Below are 20,096 nucleotides of genomic sequence, written 5' to 3' on the forward strand. Positions count from 1 at the left end.
CCGAGGCGCCCCGCCTTTGCCTCACAGGCAAGAAAATTGCCCCACAGGCAACCGTGGGGCTCAATGGAGGCATGAACGCCTCGGATGCCGCGCCGCCGGCCGCGGACGGCGGCCTGCCCGCCGTCGCGCCCCAGCTGCGCGCTCTGCGCCGGCGCGCCGGCCTCACCCTGGAGGCCGCGGCCCGCTCCGCGGGTCTCTCCCCGGCCCACCTCTCCCGCCTGGAGACCGGACACCGGCAGCCCTCGCTGCCGATGCTCCTCGCCCTCGCCCGTATCTACGGTACGACCGTCTCCGAACTGCTCGGCGAGACGGTCGCCGACCGGGACGCGATCGTGCGCGCCGCCGCCATGGAACCGACCCGGGCCGGCGGCTGGACCTACGTCCAGGCCGGGGCGCCCGGCCGCGGCATGCAGGCCCTGCGGGTGCGGGTGCCCTACGGCTCCCAGGGGGACATCGTGCGCGTCCACCCCGGCGAGGAGTGGCTCTACGTCCTGAAGGGGCGGCTGCGGCTGCGGCTCGGGGACACCGCGCACCTGCTCGGCCCCGGGGACAGCGCGCACTTCGACTCGCTCACCCCGCACCGCCTCGCCGCCGACGACCACGACGGCGTGGAACTGCTGTTCGTCCACACCCTGCTGCAGAGCCCCACGGCCACGCTGTGCCTGGGCTCGCCGACCGGAGAGCTGCCATGAGCAACTTCGAGGAGAAGTTCCCCCGTTCCCTGTGGATCCGGCTGATCATCTACATCGCCCTCGGGCACGTCCTGGCCGCCTTCCTCTACCTGTTGTTCGCGGTGGGCGGCAAGGGCTGACCGCCCCGCGCTCCCGCCTCAGTCCAGCAGGCGCTCGCGCAGCCGCTCCCGGGTCTCCGGGGCGAGGCCGAGGCCCTGTGCCAGATAGGTCTCGACGTCGCCCCAGGTCTCCTCGATGCTCGTGAACGCGGCCTCCAGATACTCGGCGCGGGCGTCGAAAAGCGGGTCCAGCAGCTCCATCACCTCGGGCGTGTACGCCGTGTCCGCGCTGCCGCTGCGGCGGACCTTGTAACGGCGGTGCTTGGCGTTGGACTCGAGATAGTCGGCGACGATCGCCTCGCGCTCCACGCCCAGGGCGAGCAGCGTGACGGCGATGGACACGCCCGCGCGGTCCTTGCCGGCCGCGCAGTGCATCAGCGCGGGGACGCTGTCGTCGGCGAGCGCGTGCAGCACCCGGGAGTGCTCGGCGGTGCGCTGCTTGACCATCGTCCGGTAGGAGGCGATCATCCGGGCCGCCCCCTTGCCGTCGGAGAGGATCGCGCGCAGCTGGTCGAGGTCGCCGTCGCGGACCATCTTCCAGAACTCGGCGCCGTCCGCCGGGTCGCTCAGCGGCAGGTTCACATTCCGCACGCCGGGCAGCTCGACGTCGGGGCCCTCCAGCTTCTGGTCGGCCGCGTTGCGGAAGTCGAAGACCGTGTGCAGCCCCAGGGAGGCGAGGAAGGCCGCGTCTTCCTCGGTCGCGTGCGCCAGATGCCCGCTGCGGTACAGCACTCCGTGGCGCACCCGCCGTCCGTCCACCGTCGGCAGTCTGCCCACGTCACGGAAATTGCGCACTCCTGCCAGCTCCGGCTCGGTCGACGGGACCTGCTGCGTCACGGGGGCTCCTCCCGGTCGTTCCCCGCCGTCGCGGCTCGCCGGCGGGCACTGAGACCGACCATACGGCATCGATTTCCTCGGGTAATGAGTTATCCACAGGCATGGCCCAGGCGCCCCCGAACCCTTGATGATCTGCGGCTCCGCTTCGCCGACGACGGCACGGGGGGCGCGCCGCACCACCGGACGCGCGGCGACGTGGTCGGGCGGTGGGGGGCCGTCACCAACGGCGGCCGGGCGCGCGTGGAACTGCTGCGCGCCGCCGCGGCTGGTCCGGTCCCGCGCATCGCCGTCGCCCAACTCCCGGACCCCCGCGCGCAGATCACCGGCGGCGCCGGACACGACGACTCGGGCCCGCTGCTCCTGACGCGTCTTTGTTCCTGGATTATTCCTGGATTGCAAAGTCTTTAAGAGTGGCTCATCTCACCGTTCGTCAACCCCGCCTTACGGTCGCGTAGGTCACATCCGAAGGTGAATCATGGTCCGACGTGGCAGACGATTCGAAGAATGACAGCAGATCAGTGATCGGGTCGTACGTGGCGGTGGGGGACAGCTTCACCGAGGGCGTCGGCGATCCCGGGCCCGACGGGGCGTTCGTGGGCTGGGCCGACCGGTTCGCGGTGCTGCTCGCCGACCGGCGTCCCGAGGGCGACTTCCAGTACACCAACCTCGCCGTGCGCGGGAAGCTGCTGGACCAGATCGTGGCCGACCAGGTCCCGCAGGCCGTCGACCTGGCTCCCGACCTGGTCTCCTTCTGCGCGGGCGGCAACGACATCATCCGCCCGGGCACCGACCCGGACGAGGTGGCCGAGCGCTTCGAGCGGGCCGTGGCCCGGCTGACCGCGGTCGCCGGCACGGTGATGGTGACGACCGGCTTCGACACCCGTGGCGTGCCCGTGCTCAAGCACCTGCGCGGCAAGATCGCCACGTACAACGGGCACGTCCGTGCCATCGCCGACCGGTACGGCTGCCCCGTGCTCGACCTGTGGTCCCTGAGGTCCGTGCAGGACCGCCGGGCCTGGGACAGCGACCGCCTGCACCTGTCGCCCGAGGGGCACACCCGCGTGGCGCTGCGGGCCGGACAGGTCCTCGGCCTGGAGGTGCCGGCCGATCCCGAGCAGCCGTGGCCGCCGCTGCCGCCCCGGGGCACCCTGGAGGTCCGCCGCGACGACGTGCACTGGGCGCGCGAGTTCCTCGTGCCCTGGATCGGGCGCCGGCTGCGCGGCGAGTCCTCCGGCGACCACGTGACCGCCAAGGGCACGCTCTCGCCGGACGACATCAAGATGCGCATCGCCTCCGTGGCCTGACGCCGCCGGCCGCGCCCCGGACCATCGCCGCGCGCGGCCGGGACGCGGCCCGCGCCCTTCGCCGTCCGGCCGACGTCCGCCGCGACAGGGCCGGTTCGCGGGCGAGGGCGTCGTCTGCCCACTCCGCGCGCGGGGCCGCGACACCGCCCCGCGCGCGGTGCCGGCCGCACCATCGGTGTGTGCGGCGGCGCCGGTGTGTGCGCAAGCCCGGTCCGGCCGAGTCACCGTACCGACTCGAAGTCGCGGGAGCCGGACGGGTCCTGGGCGCCGGCGGAGTGCGAGGGGGTCCCGCCCCGGCCGGGCTGTCGGAGGCGCCGACCATAATGGAGGCCTCACCCCACTCCACCAGGAGGTACCGTGACCGGTTTGCGTTCTCCGGGCTCCGGGTTGCGTGCCCTGCGGCCCGCCGCCTTCGGCGCGGACCCGGGCGGCGCCCGCCTGGCACGCATCCGCCGCTCCCCGCACTTCAGGGACGGCGTCTTCCAGAACCCCGGCGGCCCCGCCCGCACCCGGCCCAGCGGCTCGCCGCTGGACCTCGCGAAGGTGTTCCTGGACAAGGACGCCCGGCCGCTGCGCTCACCCCGGGGCACCGTCCCGGTGCACCCCACCACCTTCGCCGACCTGGCCGAGCCGTCGGCCACCGGACTGCGGCTGACCTGGATGGGTCACTCCAGCGTGCTCGCCGAGATCGACGGCCACCGCGTGCTGTTCGACCCCGTCTGGGGCGAGCGCTGCTCCCCGTTCCCGTTCGCCGGACCCAAGCGGCTGCACCCGGTCCCGCTGCCGCTGGCCGCGCTCGGCCCGGTCGACGTCGTCGTCATCTCGCACGACCACTACGACCACCTGGACCTGCCCACCATCAGGGCACTGGCCGGCACGGACACCCTGTTCGCCGTGCCGCTCGGCGTCGGTGCCCACCTGGAGCACTGGGGCGTCTCCCCGGACCGGCTGCGCGAACTGGACTGGCACGAGTCCACCCGGATCGGCGGACTCACCCTCACCGCCACCCCGGCCCGCCACTTCTGCGGCCGGGGCCTGCGCAACACCCAGCACACCCTCTGGGCGTCCTGGGCCGTCGCCGGCGAGGAGCACCGGATCTACCACAGCGGGGACACCGGCTACTTCGACGGCTTCCGGGACATCGGCGCCGCGCACGGCCCGTTCGACGCCACGATGATCCAGATCGGGGCGTACAGCGAGTTCTGGCCCGACATCCACATGACCCCCGAGGAGGGTCTGCGCGCCCATCTCGACCTCCAGGGCGGGGCACCGCACGGTGTGCTGCTGCCCATCCACTGGGGGACCTTCAACCTCGCCCCGCACCCCTGGGCGGAACCGGGGGAGTGGACCAAGGAGGTCGCCGAGGAGGCCGGCCAGGCGGTGGCGCTGCCCCGGCCCGGCGAGCCCTTCGAACCCGCCGGGAAACTGCCGGCGGAGGCCTGGTGGCGGCATGTCTCGGGCGACGTCCGGCACACCTGGCGCTCGACCGGCGCGCTGGTGGCGGAACCGCCGGTACGGGGCTGAGCGGGGCGCGCCCCTGGGTACGGGGCGCCCTGCACCCAAGGCCAAGGCGACCACAGGCAGTGACATCCCTCGGTGACATCCGACCGGATGCCCCCGTACGGACGCGGGGCCAGGGGGAGTCCGAGGCGGACTGACGTTCGTATGTTCACACCCGACCGGGGGTGGCGGGCCGAAGCGGCCCGGCGCCCCCGGTCGTGCTTTCTGATCGCTTCCGACCAGGTCGCACCAGTCTTTTTCGGCCCGGCCGAGGAACGTTCGGCCGGGTTATCGGTCTGTCGTACGGCTCCTCATACCAGAGCGGGACGCTCCCCGGGGGACTTTGCCGACTGCCCACCACACAGGATGCGCAGGCAACTACTGTGAGTGTCCGTCGGGTGACATGAGGCCGGAATGACCGGTCCCGTCGGCCGACGCCGCGATGACGCGTGCCCGCATCGGCGCATGCCCCCAGCGCGCACCGCACGACACCCCAGGACCGACGGACCAGTACGAGGACGCAGATGTCTCACCTCCGAGCGCCGGCCGCCCGCGCCGACCGTCGCGAGGGCGGCCGGCACGGACGGCCGGTCACCCGACCCGCTCCCGCACTGCCCGAGACGCACATACGGCCCCAGTTGATGCGGCTGGCCGTGCTGCCACCCCTCGCGGTCGCGCTCGGCGCAGGCGCCGCCGTGCTGTTCAGCGTCCGCTCCGCCGGCGCACGCACCGGCCCCCTGCTGTGGGCCATGGTCGCCGGAGCGGCGGGCGTGACCGTGGCCGGCATCCTGATCGCCGCCGTGGCCGCCGACCGCGCCGCCCGCTCGATCGCCGGCCGTGTCGACGCGCTCCGGCGCACCGCCGTGCGCGGTGAGGCCGATCTGCACGCCCTGGTCGACGCGCTCCGGCAGGGCGAGACCCCGCCCCAGCGCGGCCGGCGCGGCCGGCCCCCCGCGGACGCCGACGACTTCGAACTGCTCGCCGCCGACCTGGCCCGCGCGCACGACGGCGCCGTCACCGCCGTCGTCCGGGCCGCCCAGCTCTCCAGCCAGACGGGCAGCGAACAGAAGCTGGAGGTGTTCGTCAACCTCGCGCGCCGCCTTCAGTCCCTCGTGCACCGGGAGATCTCGATCCTCGACGACCTGGAGAACGACATCGAGGACCCCGACCTGCTCAAGGGCCTCTTCCACGTCGATCACCTGGCCACCCGGATCCGGCGGCACGCCGAGAACCTCGCCGTGCTCGGCGGCGCCGTCTCCCGCCGGCAGTGGAGCAACCCGGTCAGCATGACCGAGGTGCTGCGCTCCGCCATCGCCGAGGTCGAGCAGTACTCCCGGGTCAAGCTGGTACCGCCCATCGAGGGCGAACTGCGCGGCCACGCCGTCGCCGACGTCATCCATCTGCTCGCCGAACTCATCGAGAACGCCACGGTGTTCTCGGCCCCGCACACCCAGGTGCTGCTCCGCGCCGGCCTCGTCACCTCCGGGCTCGCCGTCGAGGTCGAGGACCGCGGGCTGGGCATGCCCGTCACCGAGCAGAACCGGATGAACGCCCTGCTCGCCGACCCCGACCAGGTCAACGTCGCCAGCCTGCTGGCCGACGGCCGCATCGGGCTCTACGTCGTCTCCCAGCTCGCCCGCCGGCACGGAATCCACGTGCGGCTGCAGACCAACATCTACGGCGGCGTGCAGGCCGTCCTGGTCGTTCCCCAGGCGCTGCTGGGCCAGGCGCGGGTCGCACCGGGCACGGAGACGGACGCGGATGCCAGTGCGGGTCCGGGGCCGGTTCCGGGCCCGGCTGAGGACACGGGCGTGGGCGCGGACGCGGGCGGGGGCGGCACGGCCGAGCACGGCGCCGCCGGACGCACGGGAAACGGTTCCGCGCCGGCCGCCCGTACGGGAACCGGCGGTACCCGTACCGGCGGCACCGGCACCCCAGGCGACGCGGGGAGCGGGACCGGTGCCCAGGGGCTGACCGGTGCCGGACAGACGCCGGGTACCGGACGGCGGCGGCACGCACAGAGCGGATCCGGGCGGCACGGCACCGAGAGCGGTACGAGCGACCGCCCGGGCGGCAGCACCCTGCCCCCGCTGCCCGTCCGCGGCACCCACGGGGAACGGCCCCACCCCGCCGAGGCCGGGCCCGGCATCACCGCCGAGGACCGGCCGGTGGTGGAGGCACACACGGTCCTGCCCACCCCGCGCGCCGACATGGTGCGCGACACCATGGACCAGCACCACAAGCCCCAACTGCCCCGCAGACGTGCCCAGGAGCACATCGCGCCCCAACTGCGCGGCGGCCCGGCGCCCCGCCAGGACGCGGACACCGTCGCCGGCCACGACCCCGGCCTCATGGCCGCCTTCCAGCGCGGGGTCGGACTGGCCGAGGCCCAGCAGCACCACCCCGGTCCGCCCCCCATGGACGCCACACACATGGACGCCACACACATGGGCGCTCGCCACATGGCTCCGGACCACATGGCTTCCGACCACACCACCCCTACGCCACCACCGGCCCCGGTCCCCCTGCCTCACGCCCGTGCCCACGCGCCCGTGTCGGACGGCGTGCGCGGTGCCGACCGAGCCGACGGGAGTGCCCCGGCCGGATGACCGTACCCGCCCCCGCTCCCGCACGTCGTACCCCCACCGCTCCCGCAGATCTGCGTACCCCAAGGAGTCGATCCACCATGGCGAGCGATGCGCCGACCGTCCCCGCATCCGACCTCGACTGGCTGCTGAGCGGCCTCGTGCAGCGCGTACCGCACACCACCAGCGCGGTGCTCCTCTCCTCCGACGGGCTGGTGAAGTCCGTGCACGGCCTGGACGCCGACAGCGCCGACCACATGGCGGCCCTGGCCTCCGGCCTGTACTCCCTCGGCCGCAGCGCGGGCGTCCGGTTCGGCGACGGCGGCGAGGTGCGGCAGGTCGTGGTCGAACTCGACGCGAGCCTGATCTTCGTCACCACCGCCGGCTCCGGCACCTGCCTCGCCGTGCTGGCCGGCCGCGAGGCCGACGCCGCCGTGCTCGGCTACGAGATGGCGATGCTGGTCAAGAGCGTGCGCCCGTACCTGGTGACCGCTCCCCGGCAGCAGGCCGCGGACCGCGCGGCGACGAGGCCTTGAGCGTGGCCGCAGCCGGCGACGGGCCGTGGCTGGACGAGGCGGCCGGGCGGCTGGTGCGGCCGTTCACGGTCAGCGACGGCCGCACCGAGCCGAGCATCGCCTTCGACCTGATGTCGCAGGTGATGGTCACCGGAGTCACCCCGCTCGGCTACCTCGGTCCCGAGCACGCGCAGGCCCTCGACCTGTGCCGCGCGCCCGTCTCGGTCGCCGAGGTCGCCGCCCAGCTGAAGCTGCCCGCGGTGGTCACCAAGGTGCTGCTGTCGGACCTGGTCGACTGCGGCGCGCTGACCGCCAAGCCGCCCGCCTACCACCACACCCCCACTGACCGGTCTCTGCTGGAGGCAGTGCTCGATGGACTACGACGACAGCTCTGACCCGTTCCCGACCGCGCTCAAGATCCTGGTCGCGGGCGGGTTCGGGGTCGGCAAGACCACCTTCGTGGGCGCGGTCAGCGAGATCGCGCCGCTCAGCACGGAGGAGCTGCTCACCACGGTCGGCGTCGGCACGGACAGCCTCGACGGCGTCGAGAACAAGATGGAGACCACCGTCGCCATGGACTTCGGCCGGATCACGCTCGACCCGGAACACGTGCTGTACCTGTTCGGCACGCCGGGGCAGGAGCGGTTCTGGTTCATGTGGGACGAACTGTCCGAGGGCGCGCTCGGCGCGGTGATCCTCGCCGACACCCGGCGCCTGCAGGACTGCTTCGCCGCCGTCGACTTCTTCGAGGAGCGCGGCGTCGCCTTCGTCGTCGCCGTCAACGAGTTCGACGGCGCCCACCGCTACGCGCCCGACGAGGTGCGGGCCGCCATCGACCTCGACCCGGAGATCCCGGTGGTGCGCTGCGACGCCCGGATCTCCAGCTCCGGCGTCCAGACCCTGCTCACCCTCGTCCGCCACCTGCTGGCCCTCGCCCCGGCGGCCACGCCCAGCCAGGGCGCCCACAGGTGATCCCGACCCACCGCCCACGGAGTTCCTGTATGAGGTACACCCACAGCGCCGGAGCCCGGCGATGAGCTACGAGCCGCCCCGGCCGGTCCGGGGTCTGCTGCTCACCCCCGAGGACAAGGAGGCGCCCGCCCGCGTCCACCGGCTGCGCCGGCTCGGCCTCGCGGACCGGCCCGACCCCGCGCTCGACGCCTTCGCCGGCCACCTCGCCCAACTCACCGGCGCGAGCTACGCCATGGTCAACTTCGTCGGCGAGGACCACCAGTTCTTCGCGGGTCTGTGCGCCCCCGTCGCCCCGGTCGTCCGCGAGGACGGCAGCCGGGCCGAGATGGGCCGGGTGCTGCCGCGCGACCATGGGTTCTGCCCCCATGTGGTGGTACGACACAAGGCGCTGGTCCTGGATGATGTCCGCGACTATCCGCGGTTCGCGGGCAACCCGATGGTCGACGGGTTCGGCATCCGTTCCTATCTCGGTGCCCCGCTCATCGACAGCTCCGGCATGACGCTCGGCACGGTATGTGCGGCCGACACATCCCCGCGCGCCTGGGGCAGGACCGGCCTGGACACCATCAAGGCGCTCGCCGCCGATCTCGTCGTACGCCTCGAACAGAGCGCCCGGGACGGCCTGCCCCTCTGAGCCCCCGCCCCGCCCGAGGCGGGCCAAGTGCGGTGCGGTGCGAGGGACATGGGGGACACCCACGGGGCCTGAAGGAAAGCTGAGGCGCCGGTTAAGAAAAGCTCGATGGACCCCGGCGCGCGCATAGGGCAGATTGCGGGGTGATTCCACCCCTCTGACCCGGTGCGGGCTCCTTCGGCGTGCCCGCGGGCCGGGTCTCACCCACAGGAGCCGTAGCGTTGAAGGCGCTGGTCAAGGAGAAGGCGGAGCCGGGTCTCAGGCTGATGGACGTCCCGGAGCCCGCCATCGGCCCCGGTGACGTCCTCATCAAGGTCATGCGGACCGGTATCTGCGGGACCGACCTGCACATCCGGGCCTGGGACGGCTGGGCCCGGCAGACCATCCGCACCCCGCTCGTGGTCGGTCACGAGTTCGTCGGGCAGGTCGTGGATACCGGCCGGGACGTGACGGACGTCCGCGTCGGCGACCGGGTCAGCGGCGAGGGCCACCTGGTGTGCGGCAAGTGCCGCAACTGCCTGGCCGGCCGCCGCCACCTGTGCCGGGCCACCGTCGGTCTCGGCGTCGGCCGCGACGGCGCGTTCGCCGAGTACGTGGCCCTGCCCGCGTCCAACGTCTGGGTGCACCGGGTCCCCGTCGACCTCGACGTGGCCGCGATCTTCGACCCGTTCGGCAACGCCGTGCACACGGCGCTGTCCTTCCCGCTGGTCGGCGAGGACGTACTGATCACCGGGGCGGGACCGATCGGCCTGATGGCCGCCGCCGTGGCCCGGCACGCGGGCGCCCGCAACGTCGTCGTCACCGACGTCAGCGAGGAGCGGCTGGACCTGGCCCGCAAGATCGGGGTGAGCCTCGCCCTGAACGTCGCCGGGACCACCATCGCCGACGGCCAGCGGGAACTGGGCCTGCGCGAGGGCTTCGACATCGGCCTGGAGATGTCCGGCCGCCCCGAGGCGATGCGCGACATGATCGCGAACATGACCCACGGCGGCCGGATCGCCATGCTCGGACTGCCCGCCGAGGAGTTCCCCGTGGACTGGGCCCGGATCGTCACCTCGATGATCACCATCAAGGGCATCTACGGCCGCGAGATGTTCGAGACCTGGTACGCGATGTCGGTGCTGCTGGAGGGCGGTCTCGATCTCGCCCCCGTGATCACCGGCCGGTACGGCTACCGCGACTTCGAGGCCGCCTTCGCCGACGCGGCGAGCGGCAAGGGCGGCAAGGTCATCCTCGACTGGACCGTCTGACCCCCGTCACCCGCGAGCACCTTCAGGAGCCCCCCATGTTCGACACCGTCCGCGACGACCTGCGCGCCACCCTCGACGAGATCCGCGCCGCCGGCCTGCACAAGCCCGAGCGGGTCATCGGCACCCCGCAGTCCGCGACCGTGAACGTCACCGCCGGCGGACGTCCCGGCGAGGTCCTCAACTTCTGCGCCAACAACTACCTCGGCCTGGCCGACCACCCCGAGGTGATCGCCGCCGCCCACGAGGCCCTGGACCGCTGGGGCTACGGCATGGCCTCCGTCCGCTTCATCTGCGGCACCCAGGAGGTGCACAAGGAACTGGAGGGCCGGCTGTCGGCGTTCCTCGGCCAGGAGGACACCATCCTGTACTCCTCCTGCTTCGACGCCAACGGCGGTGTCTTCGAGACCCTGCTCGGCGAGCAGGACGCGGTGATCTCCGACGCCCTCAACCACGCCTCCATCATCGACGGCATCCGGCTGTCCAAGGCCCGCCGGTACCGCTACGCCAACCGCGACCTCGCGGACCTGGAGGCCAAGCTGAAAGAGGCGTCCGACGCCCGCCGCCGGCTGATCGTCACCGACGGCGTCTTCTCCATGGACGGCTACGTGGCACCCCTGCGCGAGATCTGCGACCTCGCCGACCGCTACGACGCGATGGTCATGGTCGACGACTCGCACGCCGTCGGCTTCGTCGGCCCGACCGGCCGGGGCACCCCCGAACTGCACGGTGTCATGGACCGCGTGGACATCATCACGGGCACCCTCGGCAAGGCCCTCGGCGGCGCCTCCGGCGGCTATGTCGCGGCCCGCGCCGAGATCGTCGCCCTGCTGCGCCAGCGGTCCCGCCCCTACCTGTTCTCCAACACCCTCGCCCCGGTGATCGCCGCCGCCTCCCTGAAGGTCCTCGACCTGCTGGAGAGCGCCGACGACCTGCGGGTGCGGCTGAACGAGAACACCGCGCTGTTCCGCCGCCGGATGACCGAGGAGGGCTTCGACATCCTCCCCGGCGACCACGCCATCGCCCCCGTCATGATCGGCGACGCGGCGAAGGCGGCCCGCATGGCCGAACTGCTGCTGGAGCGCGGCGTGTACGTGATCGGCTTCTCCTACCCGGTCGTCCCCCAGGGCCAGGCCCGCATCCGGGTCCAGCTGTCCGCCGCGCACTCCACGGACGACGTCCACCGCGCGGTCGACGCCTTCGTCGCGGCGCGCGCCGAACTGGGGGCCTGACCAGGCCGGACGAGCTGGGATAATCAGGGACATGATCGAGGCACGGCGGCTCCACATCCTCCGTGCGGTGGCCGACCACCGCACGGTCACGGCGGCGGCCGCCGCGCTCTACCTCACCCCCTCCGCCGTCTCCCAGCAGCTGACGGCCCTGGAGCAGGAGACCGGCCACCGCCTGGTGGAGCGCGGTGCCAAGGGCGTACGGCTCACCCCGGCCGGCGAGATCCTGCTCAGCCACACCAACGCGGTCCTCGCCCAGCTGGAGCGGGCCGAGGCCGAGCTGGCCGCCTACGGCTCCGGCGAGGCGGGCACGGTCACCGTGGCGGCCTTCGCGACCGGCATCGCCCAGGTCGTGGCCCCGGCGGTGGCCCGCCTCGCCGGCAAGGCGCCCGGCATACGGATCCGGGTGCGGGACGCGGAGGGGGACGCCAGCCTGCCCATGGTCCTGGACCGGCAGGTGGACGTGGCGGTAGCCGTCGAGTACCGGGGCGCCCCGCCGGCCGACGACCCCCGCCTGACCCACGTCCCGCTCTACGCCGAGCCGTTCGACGCCGTCGTCCCCTTCGGACACCGGCTGGCGGACGCCCCCGAGGTGCCCCTCGCCGACCTCGCCAAGGACCCCTGGATCGGGCCGTACCCCGGAAATCCCTGCCACGACGTGGTCGTCCTCGCCTGTGAGAGCGCCGGCTTCCAGCCCCGCCTGGAGCACTCCTCCGACGACTTCCGGGCCGTCGTGGCCCTCGCCGCGGCCGACGCGGGCGTGGCCCTCGTACCGCGTTCCGCGCTGTGCGGCATGGACCTCGCCGGCGTGGTCGTGCGCCCCGTCGACGGCGTCGCCCCGACCCGCCGCGTCTTCGCCGCCGTACGCCGGGGCGCCGAGGGACACCCGCTGATCCGCCCGGTGCTGGAGGCGCTCGGCGAGGCGGCCCGGGTGTGAGGCGTCCGTAACGCGGCCGTCTCATATCAGGGATAGCGTCCCGGACATGAGAAGCGAGGATCCCGTCGATCACCTCATCGGCGCCCGGCTCGCCGAACTGCGCGCCCAGCACGGCTGGTCCCTGGGCGAACTGGCGGAGCGCAGCGGCGTGAGCCGGTCGACCCTGTCCCGCGCCGAACGCGCGGAGATCAGCCCCACCGCGGCCGTACTGAACCGGCTGTGCCACGTCTACGGCCGCACCATGTCCCAGCTGCTCGGCGAGGTCGAGGCGGCCCCGGCCCCGCTGGTCCGGGCCGCCGAGCAGCAGGTGTGGGAGGACCGCGCCGCCGGCTTCGTCCGCCGGTCCGTGTCCCCGCCGCACACCGGACTGCGCGGCGAACTGGTCGAGGGCCGGCTGGCCCCGGGCGCGGACCTCGCCTACGACCGGCCGCCCGTGCCCGGTCTGGAACAGCATCTGTGGCTTCTCGCGGGGTCCCTGGAGGTCATCGCCGGCGCACAGGCCCACCGGCTCGGCCCGGGGGACTGCCTGCGGATGCGGGTGACCGGCGCGACCCGGTTCCGCTGCGCCGGCCCGGACCCGGCGCGCTACGTCCTGGCGGTGGTACGGCCGTGAGGATCGAGCGCTGGAACGGCGACCGGGTGCGCGAGCGGGCCGACGGCCTGGCGGCGCTGCTGACCGACACCGTCGCCTCCGGCGCCTCCGTCGGCTTCCTGGCACCGCTCGGCCACCCGGAGGCGGTCGCCTGGTGGCGCGAGCGGGCGGACGCCGTGGCGGCGGGCCGGCTCGCCGTGTGGGCGGCCGTGGCCGCCCCGGACCGGGTGACCGGCACGGTGAGCCTGGACTTCCCGGACAAGCCGAACAGCCGGCACCGGGCGGAGCTGGTCAAGCTGATGGTGCACCGGAGCGCGCGCGGGCAGGGGCTCGGCCGCCGGCTCCTGACCACCGCCGAGCGGGCCGCCGCGGCCGACGGGCGCACCCTGCTCCACCTCGACACCGAGACCGGCAGCCCGGCCGAGCGGCTGTACCGCTCGGCCGGCTGGACCGTGGCCGGCACCATTCCCGGATACGCGGCGAGCCCGGCGGGCGAGCTGCGGCCGACGACGCTGTACTACAAGCGGCTCGATGGCAGGCCCGGAGGCTGATTGTCAGTGGCAGGGGCTACCTTGCGTGGCATGCCGGACGCACAAGACGTACGCCGAATCGCCCTGTCCCTGCCGGACGCCACGGAGAAGGTGGCCTGGAGCATGCCCACGTTCCGGGTGGCCGGGAAGATGTTCGCGACCCTGCCCGAGGACGAGACGTCCATCGCCGTGCGCTGTCCCAAGGAGGAGCGCGACGAACTGGTGCTGGCCGAGCCGGACAAGTTCTGGATCGCCGGCCACGAGGCCCAGTTCGCCTGGGTGAGAGCGAGACTGGCCGCCCTGGAGGACGAGGCGGAGCTGCGGGACATCCTGGCCGACTCCTGGCGCCAGGCCGCCCCGCCCCGACTCCTGGACACCCACCCCGAGGTGGGGCTGCCGCCGGGGAGCTGAGAGACCCGGTGGGGGCCGGCACAGGGGGCGCGGGAAGCCGGGCACGCCGTTGCGGCCTTGGTCCACCCGCTTGCTGTCCGGCCGGTGGGCCAGCGTTGCCGGGCTCACCCGCCCGCCGGCACGCGTGCGGCTGTGACGAAGCCGTCGATCCGCTCGCGCAGGCTCGCCGGGTCCAGGCCGTGTGCGGCCATGTGCTCCTCGACCGTGCCGTAGCGGCGCAGTTCGCGCCGGCCGACGCCGAGGCCGAGCACCCGGTGCGGCACATCGGACAGCGCCTCGCTGACCGCGGTCGTGGAGGTGCCCGCCAGATACGGCTCGACCAGCACCACGTCCGTGCCCGCCCGCTCCGTGGCCCGCCGCAGCCCGGCCGCGTCGAACGGCCGTACCGTCGTCGCGTACAGCACGGTCACGTCGAGGCCCTCCGTGGCGGCGAGGACCGTGTCCAGCAGCGGGCCGACCGCGACCACGACACCCGAGCGGCCCTCGCGGACGGTGACGAGGCGCTGTCCGTCGATGAGCCGTCCCTGCCGGTTGGACTGCACGGACAGCCGCACGTACACCCTGTCGTCGCCCGCGGCGACCGCGTGCCGCAGCAGTGTCTCGGCCTCGTCCGGATGTCCGGGCACGTGCACGGTCCAGCCGTCCAGCGTGTCCAGGAGGGCCACGTCGCCCGGTGCCATGTGGGTGAAGCCGCCGGCCGGCCAGTCGAAGGAGGCGGCGGCGCTCACCAGCACCGCGCCCGTGTTCTGGTGCCCCAGGTCCAGCTTGACCTGTTCGAACGGCCGCTCCACGAGAAAGCTGGCGAAGGTGTGCACGACGGGCCGCAGCCCGGTGAGCGCCAGCCCCGCAGCCGCCCCGACCAGCAGTTGTTCGCGGATGCCGACGTTGATCACCCGGTCGGGATGGCGGCGCATCGCGTCCCGGAAGCCGTCGAGGCCGATCTCGGCGAGGACGACGGCGACCCGGGGATCCTCGTCCAGCAGCCGGGAGACGACGGGGGCGAAACGGTCACGCATGGTGTCCATGGAAGGGTGCCCTTTCGGAGAGCGGGGGAGGGTCAGGCGTTCTTCGGCTCGACCCGGGCCACGACGACGTGCGGCCGGCCCGGGTGCGGCGCGGTGAACGCCGCGTACAGCGCCTCGTGGTCGCGGCCGTCCACGGTCGCCGCGGACCAGCCGGCGGCCTCGAACCGGGCCGCGATCCCGCCCGGCAGCGCGTGGCTGGCGGAGGAGTTGTCGATCACGACGGTGTGCAGCCGGTCCAGCCCGGCGGGCCCCGCGAAGGCGATCGCCTCGTGGTTGCTGCCCTCGTCCAGTTCGGCGTCCCCGATCAGCACCCAGACCGCCGGGTCGGTCCGGCCCTGGGCGCGCAGGCCGAGCGCGGTGCCCACGGCGATCGGCAGCCCGTGTCCGAGCGACCCGCTGCCGATCTCGGCACCCGGTACCAGCACCCGGTCCGGGTGGTGGCCGAGCGGGGAGTCGTACGTGCCGAACCCCGGCAGCCACTCCGCGGGCAGGAAGCCCTTCGCGGCCAGCACGGCGTAGTACGCCATGGGCCCGTGCCCCTTGCTGAGCAGGAAGCGGTCCCGGGCGGGATCGACACGCCGCTCGGGCGTGACGCGGAGCACCCGGTCGTAGAGCACCCACAGCACGTCGAGCGTGGAGGTGGCCGCCGGGCCGTGCTTCTCGTCGCCGGTCATCAGCCCCATCAGGCGGGGCAGGTCGTCGTAGCCGTAGACACGGCGCTGTTCCACTGCGGTCGTCATACGGTTGATCGTGCAACCTCAACCAAACTTGAGGTCAACGGCGCGGGAAAGGGGCGCGCGACCACCGACCCGAGTGCGGTATTGTTTCCCTGCGCGTTCGGCCGGGGAAACCCCAGGTCAGACCGCGCATCGGGACGTGGCGCAGCTTGGTAGCGCACTTGACTGGGGGTCAAGGGGTCGCAGGTTCAAATCCTGTCGTCCCGACTGGAGACAGTCGCAGGTCAGGGCCGGTTTCGGAGACATCCGAAACCGGCCCTTGATCGTTCTTGGGGCCGGTTGGGGACCAGCGCTCCCTTGACTGGTGTCCACGGGTCATGACGACCGGGCTCGGGACCGCGCTGAGGTGCGCGGGGACCGCTGCGCCGGCAGGCGCGCCGGCCACGACCAGGAACGCCACCCACCGCCACCCGGACCCTGACTCGTCCCTGAGGCACGCCCCTCTGATCACATCGCTGGGTCAGGGGCGGCGGCCGGGGTGGTCCCGTGGGGCGCGGTGTGTTCAGGAGGGCGGGCGCAGGGCGTCGGGGTTGAGGTGCGTGACCAGGCGATGCAGGAGCAGGTGGGCGGTGGCCTGTTCCGGGGGTGTCAGGACGGCGAGCGCCTCGGCGTTGACGTTTTCGACCACCGCCTGGGAGCGGGCGGCGAGCAGGGTGCCGGCCTGGGTGGGGTGCAGACCGAGCACGCGCCGGTTGGTGGGGTGTGGGCGGCGTTCCAGGAGGCCCCGCTCGGTCAGGTCGGCGACCGCGCTGCCCATGGACTGCGCGGTCACGCCCGTGCGCCGGGCCGATTCGGCGGGTGACGCCGGGGCGGTGCACGGCGTGCTGAAGGGCGTTGTGCTGGGCGAGCGTGAGGTCCAGGTCGCGCAGGGCCCGTTCGAGCCGGGCGCCCAGGGCGTGCCCGAGCTGTCTGCTGCTCGACCTCCTGCCGGACCATGTCTCCTTCGACCTCGGCGCCAAGGTCCACGACCTCGCCAACGCCCTGCGCGCACTGAAACTCGCCGCACCGCGCCCCGGTTCCGCCGTGGTCGTCACCGCCGCCACCGGCACCATGGCACCGCCGCCATCAAGCTCGCCCCTCACTTCGGCACAGGCCGGCTGATCCTCGTCGCCCGCTCTCGCGCACCCCTGGACGCCGTGACCCGGCTCGCCGGCACGCTGCCCACCGACACCGTCGCCCTGGAGGAACTGGACACCGACTGGACCAGCAACGCGGGCCTCACCGACCGGCTACGCCGCCTGCTGCGCCAGGGCGCCGACGCCGTCCTCGACCACACACCCGACGGCCCCACCACCTGGCAGGCCACCGCCGCTCTGGCCACCGGCGCGACCATGGTCCACATGGGCGGAAACCCGACTCCCTCCCCGTTCTCCGCCCTCACCCTGATGACCAACTGCTGGCGCCTCATCGGCACTCGCTCCTGCACACGCTCCGACGTCCGCGAGATCCCGCCCTGATGGAGACCGGCCTCCTCCAGGCGGAAGACCTGATCACCCACCGCTACCCGCTCGCCGAAGTCCACACCGCCCTGCACATGCTGCAGACCCGCACCGAGCCCATGTGGATGGCTGTCATCAATCCCTGAGAACCGCCCACCAGATGCCATGACCCCCAGCAGGCTGAAGCAGGAGTATGACCCCGTCACCGGGGAGTTGCTCTGTCCCGGCAACCACACCAGCCTCTGGGTCAGCCTCGGCCTGCGCATCGACGGACAGGGCGTCATCGGCTCCGACCTCGTCGCGCAGTACCAGCTCACCATGAACCCCGGCAGCAGCATGCAGGCCCGCGTTCTGGGTCAGGGGTCCGTCCTGGGGCGCGTACCCACCAACGGAGGCATCGTCGTCCGCACGGCCGCCGCACTCTCCGGCCCCGCGCCGACGGGCCAGTCACAGCTGGAACTCGTACCTGTTCAACGCCTTCCTCGTCTGGCACAAGATCAGCGACCAAGGACACCGGCCTCGGCTACGAGGAACTGGACGAAGCCGCCTACCGGGCCGCGCCCTGCCCGGCCTCGACCAGCCGCCCGGACTCGCCCCCCCTGCGATGTCGGTCTGCTGCTTGGGCGGCTCGTCCATCATGCGCGCAGCGTACGACGCCGACATTTCGACGTGGGACGAAGCAATAGGCTTCGATCATGTCTGTAGGGGGGAACACGGCCTGCCGCCCGAGCAGGTCCGCGAGGAGACCTCACCGGAGAGGACGACCGGCCATGGCGAACCCGACGAGGACCGACGCGAGTGAACCGGCTCCGCAGCTGACTGCCGACGTGCTGCACTACACGGCCTTCACCACCGACCCCGCCGGCGGCAACAGAGCCGGCGTCGTCCTGGACGCCTCCCTTCTGGGCGAAGCCGAGATGGTGGCGATCGCCGCCGAACTGGGATACTCGGAGTCCGCCTTCGTCACCGCCGGGCCCGACCCGGACGACGAACGGTCGTTCAGACTGCGGTTCTTCAGCCCCAGGGCGGAGGTGGGCTTCTGCGGCCACGCCACCGTGGCCACGGCGGTGGCGCTCGCCGAGCGCCTCGGTGAAGGCGACTTCGGCTTCCACACCGCCGCGGGCCACGTGCCTGTGACCGTCCGTGAAGAGAGCAGCGTACTCAAGGCCACCCTCACCAGTGTCGAGCCCCACGTGCTCGCCGCCGGTCCGGCAGACGTGGCCGAGGCGCTGGCGGCGCTCGGCTGGCAGCCCGGCGAACTCGATGACGCCCTGCCTCCGAGGATCGCCTTCGCCGGAGTGCGCCACCTGGTCCTCGCGGCCTCGACCCGTGAGCGGCTGGCCGATCTGGACTACGACTTCGACCGGTTGTCGCGGCTGATGCGGCGGCTCGACCTGACGACCGTGCAGTTGGTGTGGCGCGAGACGGCGACCGTCTTCCACGTCCGCGATCCCTTCCCGGTCGGCGGTGTGGTGGAGGACGCCGCGACGGGCGCCGCGGCCGCGGCGTTCGGCGCCTACGCCCGTGATCTGAGCCTCGTCCCGGCCGATGCGCGGCTCACCTTGCACCAGGGCCACGACATGGGCCGCCCGTCACTGCTGGAGGTCGGCCTGCGGGCCGGCGATCCGCGGGTACGCGTCAGCGGGGCCGCGATCGCCGTCCGGCCGGCGGCGGCGCCGCAGCCGTAGCGGGTCATGGCGCCGGGCGCGCCCCCCGGGAGCCGGATATCCGAAGCCGGTCTCCGGGTGGCCGAGGGGGCGAAGCCGGTCTCCGGGTCCCCGGCTTCCTCCAGGTCCTGTCCCCGACCCGGCTGCGCTGGCCCGACTACACGGGCAACGCCATGTTCCTGTCCCTGGGCAACCTGCGGCTCGACCCCGCCGCGGGCATCCTCGTACCCGACTGGAGGACCGGCTCGCTCCTGCACCTGTCCGGTACCGCGCGAACCGTGTGGGACCCCGAGGAGACCGCCAAGGTGCCCGGCGCCCAGCGCCTGGTGGAGTTCTCCGTCGAGGCCGTACGGGAGATCTCCGCGGCCTCCCCGCTGCGCTGGAGCGAACCCGACTACTCGCGTTTCACCCCCCGGTGCTCTCCTGACGTGCGCCCGCAGGTGCCAGGAGGCCACCGCGGCACACGCCTTGCCGCACCACCCCCCCCGCCCAGCCGGGCCCGGCAGAGCCCCCGATGCCCTCGCGCACGCCCGGGCCACCCGGGCCTTCGACCGCAACGGAGCCAGCCATGCGTATCACCGTGGACGTGAACCTCTGCGAAAGTCACGGCCAGTGTGTCTTCGCGGCGCCCGAGATCTTCTTCTTCGACGACGACCGCCTCCGGTACGAGGATGCTCCGTCCGACGCGCTGCGTGACAAGGCCGAGAGGGCCGCCGGTGTCTGCCCGGTGCGCGCCAGCACCGTCTCCCCGGCCACGGCAAGCCGACGCCGTCGAACAGGGCACCGCCTCCGCCGCGACTCTCCTGGCCCCCGAAGCGCCCGAGCCGTTCACCGCCGTACCTGGCCCGCCGGCGCCTGGAGATCAGCTACCACAGGGCCGGCCGCCTGGTCGGGGCGCTCAGCGTCGGAAGGACCGGACGGCCGGCCGCCTACCGCGAAGCCCTCCGGCAACGGCTCGACGTCATGCTGAGCGCATCGATTCCTGACACCGGTTCCGGTAACCGGGGACACGGAGAGTGACGCGCCGCTGGTGGCATCGGCTCGCTCGTCTGTGACGTCGCGCTCTCCGAGGAGCACCCCTGCTTAGCAATGAGCCTGGTGGGAAGTCGGAGGTCACAGCCCCCCTCCGGTGGACCGGAGGGGCGGGT

23 protein-coding genes, 1 tRNA gene and 3 pseudogenes are annotated in these 20,096 nt (G+C 73.1%); 23 read left to right on the forward strand and 4 right to left on the reverse strand.

Features of this window, described 5'->3' with window-relative positions:
* Nucleotides 1-71 precede the first annotated feature (71 nt).
* Both AB0E62_RS18235 and AB0E62_RS18240 read left to right on the forward strand, forming a co-directional pair.
* Nucleotides 72-692: an XRE family transcriptional regulator gene (locus tag AB0E62_RS18235; protein ID WP_362194105.1), complete on the forward strand. Its 621-nt coding sequence runs from the start codon at nucleotides 72-74 to the stop codon at nucleotides 690-692.
* The gene (locus tag AB0E62_RS18240; protein ID WP_014676213.1) at nucleotides 689-811 is read left to right on the forward strand and encodes a DUF6126 family protein; all 123 of its coding nucleotides are present in this window, start codon (nucleotides 689-691) and stop codon (nucleotides 809-811) included. Before AB0E62_RS18235 ends, AB0E62_RS18240 begins: the two co-directional genes overlap by 4 nt.
* 18 nt (nucleotides 812-829) lie before the next feature.
* Here AB0E62_RS18240 and AB0E62_RS18245 read toward each other — a convergent pair whose 3' ends face one another.
* The gene (locus AB0E62_RS18245) at nucleotides 830-1,627 is read right to left on the reverse strand and encodes a tyrosine-protein phosphatase (RefSeq protein ID WP_362194108.1); all 798 of its coding nucleotides are present in this window, start codon (nucleotides 1,625-1,627) and stop codon (nucleotides 830-832) included.
* Nucleotides 1,628-1,753: 126 nt separating this feature from the next.
* On the opposite strand from AB0E62_RS18245, the pseudogene AB0E62_RS18250 reads away from it, so the two are divergent.
* The 14 genes and pseudogenes from AB0E62_RS18250 to AB0E62_RS18315 form a co-directional block, all read left to right on the forward strand.
* Nucleotides 1,754-1,990: pseudogene (locus AB0E62_RS18250) on the forward strand (hypothetical protein); the annotation flags it as partial.
* A gap of 155 nt (nucleotides 1,991-2,145) precedes the next feature.
* Entirely contained in the window at nucleotides 2,146-2,931 is a 786-nt protein-coding gene (locus AB0E62_RS18255) for an SGNH/GDSL hydrolase family protein (protein WP_362194590.1), read from the forward strand.
* Between the two features lie 357 nt (nucleotides 2,932-3,288).
* Entirely contained in the window at nucleotides 3,289-4,455 is a 1,167-nt protein-coding gene (locus AB0E62_RS18260; protein ID WP_362194111.1) for an MBL fold metallo-hydrolase, read from the forward strand.
* A 500-nt stretch (nucleotides 4,456-4,955) separates the two neighbouring features.
* Nucleotides 4,956-7,040: an ATP-binding protein gene (locus tag AB0E62_RS18265; RefSeq protein ID WP_362194114.1), complete on the forward strand. Its 2,085-nt coding sequence runs from the start codon at nucleotides 4,956-4,958 to the stop codon at nucleotides 7,038-7,040.
* Between the two features lie 77 nt (nucleotides 7,041-7,117).
* Nucleotides 7,118-7,552 (forward strand): roadblock/LC7 domain-containing protein, encoded by a 435-nt coding sequence (locus AB0E62_RS18270; protein WP_362194117.1) that lies wholly within the window; start codon nucleotides 7,118-7,120, stop codon nucleotides 7,550-7,552.
* Nucleotides 7,553-7,554: 2 nt separating this feature from the next.
* On the forward strand, nucleotides 7,555-7,926 hold the full coding sequence (locus AB0E62_RS18275) for a DUF742 domain-containing protein (protein WP_362194120.1): 372 nt from the start codon (nucleotides 7,555-7,557) through the stop codon (nucleotides 7,924-7,926).
* Complete coding sequence (locus AB0E62_RS18280) at nucleotides 7,904-8,503, forward strand: ATP/GTP-binding protein (RefSeq protein WP_362194123.1); 600 nt, start codon at nucleotides 7,904-7,906, stop codon at nucleotides 8,501-8,503. Before AB0E62_RS18275 ends, AB0E62_RS18280 begins: the two co-directional genes overlap by 23 nt.
* Before the next feature lie 61 nt (nucleotides 8,504-8,564).
* Nucleotides 8,565-9,137, forward strand: coding sequence for a GAF domain-containing protein (locus tag AB0E62_RS18285; protein WP_362194126.1), 573 nt, complete (start codon nucleotides 8,565-8,567; stop codon nucleotides 9,135-9,137).
* A 218-nt stretch (nucleotides 9,138-9,355) separates the two neighbouring features.
* Nucleotides 9,356-10,384 carry an L-threonine 3-dehydrogenase gene (tdh, locus tag AB0E62_RS18290; protein WP_362194129.1) on the forward strand — a complete coding sequence of 343 codons (1,029 nt, stop codon included), beginning with the start codon at nucleotides 9,356-9,358 and terminating at the stop codon, nucleotides 10,382-10,384.
* A gap of 35 nt (nucleotides 10,385-10,419) precedes the next feature.
* A complete protein-coding gene (locus AB0E62_RS18295) occupies nucleotides 10,420-11,613 on the forward strand; it encodes a glycine C-acetyltransferase (protein WP_362194132.1) in 1,194 nt (397 codons plus the stop codon).
* Nucleotides 11,614-11,644: 31 nt separating this feature from the next.
* Nucleotides 11,645-12,547, forward strand: coding sequence for a LysR family transcriptional regulator (locus AB0E62_RS18300; protein ID WP_362194135.1), 903 nt, complete (start codon nucleotides 11,645-11,647; stop codon nucleotides 12,545-12,547).
* Nucleotides 12,548-12,593: 46 nt separating this feature from the next.
* Nucleotides 12,594-13,160: an XRE family transcriptional regulator gene (locus AB0E62_RS18305; RefSeq protein WP_362194138.1), complete on the forward strand. Its 567-nt coding sequence runs from the start codon at nucleotides 12,594-12,596 to the stop codon at nucleotides 13,158-13,160.
* A gap of 2 nt (nucleotides 13,161-13,162) precedes the next feature.
* Nucleotides 13,163-13,690: a GNAT family N-acetyltransferase gene (locus AB0E62_RS18310; protein WP_362194593.1), complete on the forward strand. Its 528-nt coding sequence runs from the start codon at nucleotides 13,163-13,165 to the stop codon at nucleotides 13,688-13,690.
* Between the two features lie 30 nt (nucleotides 13,691-13,720).
* Nucleotides 13,721-14,080 (forward strand): MmcQ/YjbR family DNA-binding protein, encoded by a 360-nt coding sequence (locus tag AB0E62_RS18315; protein WP_362194141.1) that lies wholly within the window; start codon nucleotides 13,721-13,723, stop codon nucleotides 14,078-14,080.
* A 104-nt stretch (nucleotides 14,081-14,184) separates the two neighbouring features.
* Here AB0E62_RS18315 and AB0E62_RS18320 read toward each other — a convergent pair whose 3' ends face one another.
* Both AB0E62_RS18320 and AB0E62_RS18325 read right to left on the reverse strand, forming a co-directional pair.
* A complete protein-coding gene (locus AB0E62_RS18320; RefSeq protein WP_362194144.1) occupies nucleotides 14,185-15,105 on the reverse strand; it encodes a transketolase C-terminal domain-containing protein in 921 nt (306 codons plus the stop codon).
* Nucleotides 15,106-15,137: 32 nt separating this feature from the next.
* Nucleotides 15,138-15,845: a transketolase gene (locus tag AB0E62_RS18325; protein ID WP_362194146.1), complete on the reverse strand. Its 708-nt coding sequence runs from the start codon at nucleotides 15,843-15,845 to the stop codon at nucleotides 15,138-15,140.
* Between the two features lie 130 nt (nucleotides 15,846-15,975).
* On the opposite strand from AB0E62_RS18325, the gene AB0E62_RS18330 reads away from it, so the two are divergent.
* A tRNA-Pro gene (locus AB0E62_RS18330) sits at nucleotides 15,976-16,049 on the forward strand.
* A gap of 295 nt (nucleotides 16,050-16,344) precedes the next feature.
* Here AB0E62_RS18330 and AB0E62_RS18335 read toward each other — a convergent pair.
* Nucleotides 16,345-16,614 carry a hypothetical protein gene (locus tag AB0E62_RS18335; protein WP_362194149.1) on the reverse strand — a complete coding sequence of 90 codons (270 nt, stop codon included), beginning with the start codon at nucleotides 16,612-16,614 and terminating at the stop codon, nucleotides 16,345-16,347.
* 77 nt (nucleotides 16,615-16,691) lie between these two features.
* Here AB0E62_RS18335 and AB0E62_RS18340 point away from each other — a divergent pair, with 77 nt between their 5' ends.
* The 6 genes and pseudogenes from AB0E62_RS18340 to AB0E62_RS18365 all read left to right on the forward strand — a co-directional run.
* Nucleotides 16,692-16,943: a hypothetical protein gene (locus tag AB0E62_RS18340; protein WP_362194616.1), complete on the forward strand. Its 252-nt coding sequence runs from the start codon at nucleotides 16,692-16,694 to the stop codon at nucleotides 16,941-16,943.
* On the forward strand, nucleotides 16,943-17,299 hold the full coding sequence (locus tag AB0E62_RS18345; protein WP_362194596.1) for a zinc-binding dehydrogenase: 357 nt from the start codon (nucleotides 16,943-16,945) through the stop codon (nucleotides 17,297-17,299). Before AB0E62_RS18340 ends, AB0E62_RS18345 begins: the two co-directional genes overlap by 1 nt.
* Entirely contained in the window at nucleotides 17,299-17,427 is a 129-nt protein-coding gene (locus tag AB0E62_RS18350) for a hypothetical protein (RefSeq protein WP_362194152.1), read from the forward strand. Before AB0E62_RS18345 ends, AB0E62_RS18350 begins: the two co-directional genes overlap by 1 nt.
* A gap of 624 nt (nucleotides 17,428-18,051) precedes the next feature.
* On the forward strand, nucleotides 18,052-18,969 hold the full coding sequence (locus tag AB0E62_RS18355; protein WP_362194154.1) for a PhzF family phenazine biosynthesis isomerase: 918 nt from the start codon (nucleotides 18,052-18,054) through the stop codon (nucleotides 18,967-18,969).
* An 89-nt stretch (nucleotides 18,970-19,058) separates the two neighbouring features.
* Nucleotides 19,059-19,361 (forward strand): annotated as a pseudogene (locus AB0E62_RS18360) (pyridoxamine 5'-phosphate oxidase family protein); the annotation flags it as partial.
* 155 nt (nucleotides 19,362-19,516) lie between these two features.
* Nucleotides 19,517-19,696, forward strand: a pseudogene (locus AB0E62_RS18365) (ferredoxin); the annotation flags it as partial.
* Between the last annotated feature and the right edge of the window lie 400 nt (nucleotides 19,697-20,096).

It is taken from the genome of Streptomyces sp. NPDC038707 (genome assembly GCF_040636485.1).
Lineage (GTDB): Bacteria > Actinomycetota > Actinomycetes > Streptomycetales > Streptomycetaceae > Streptomyces.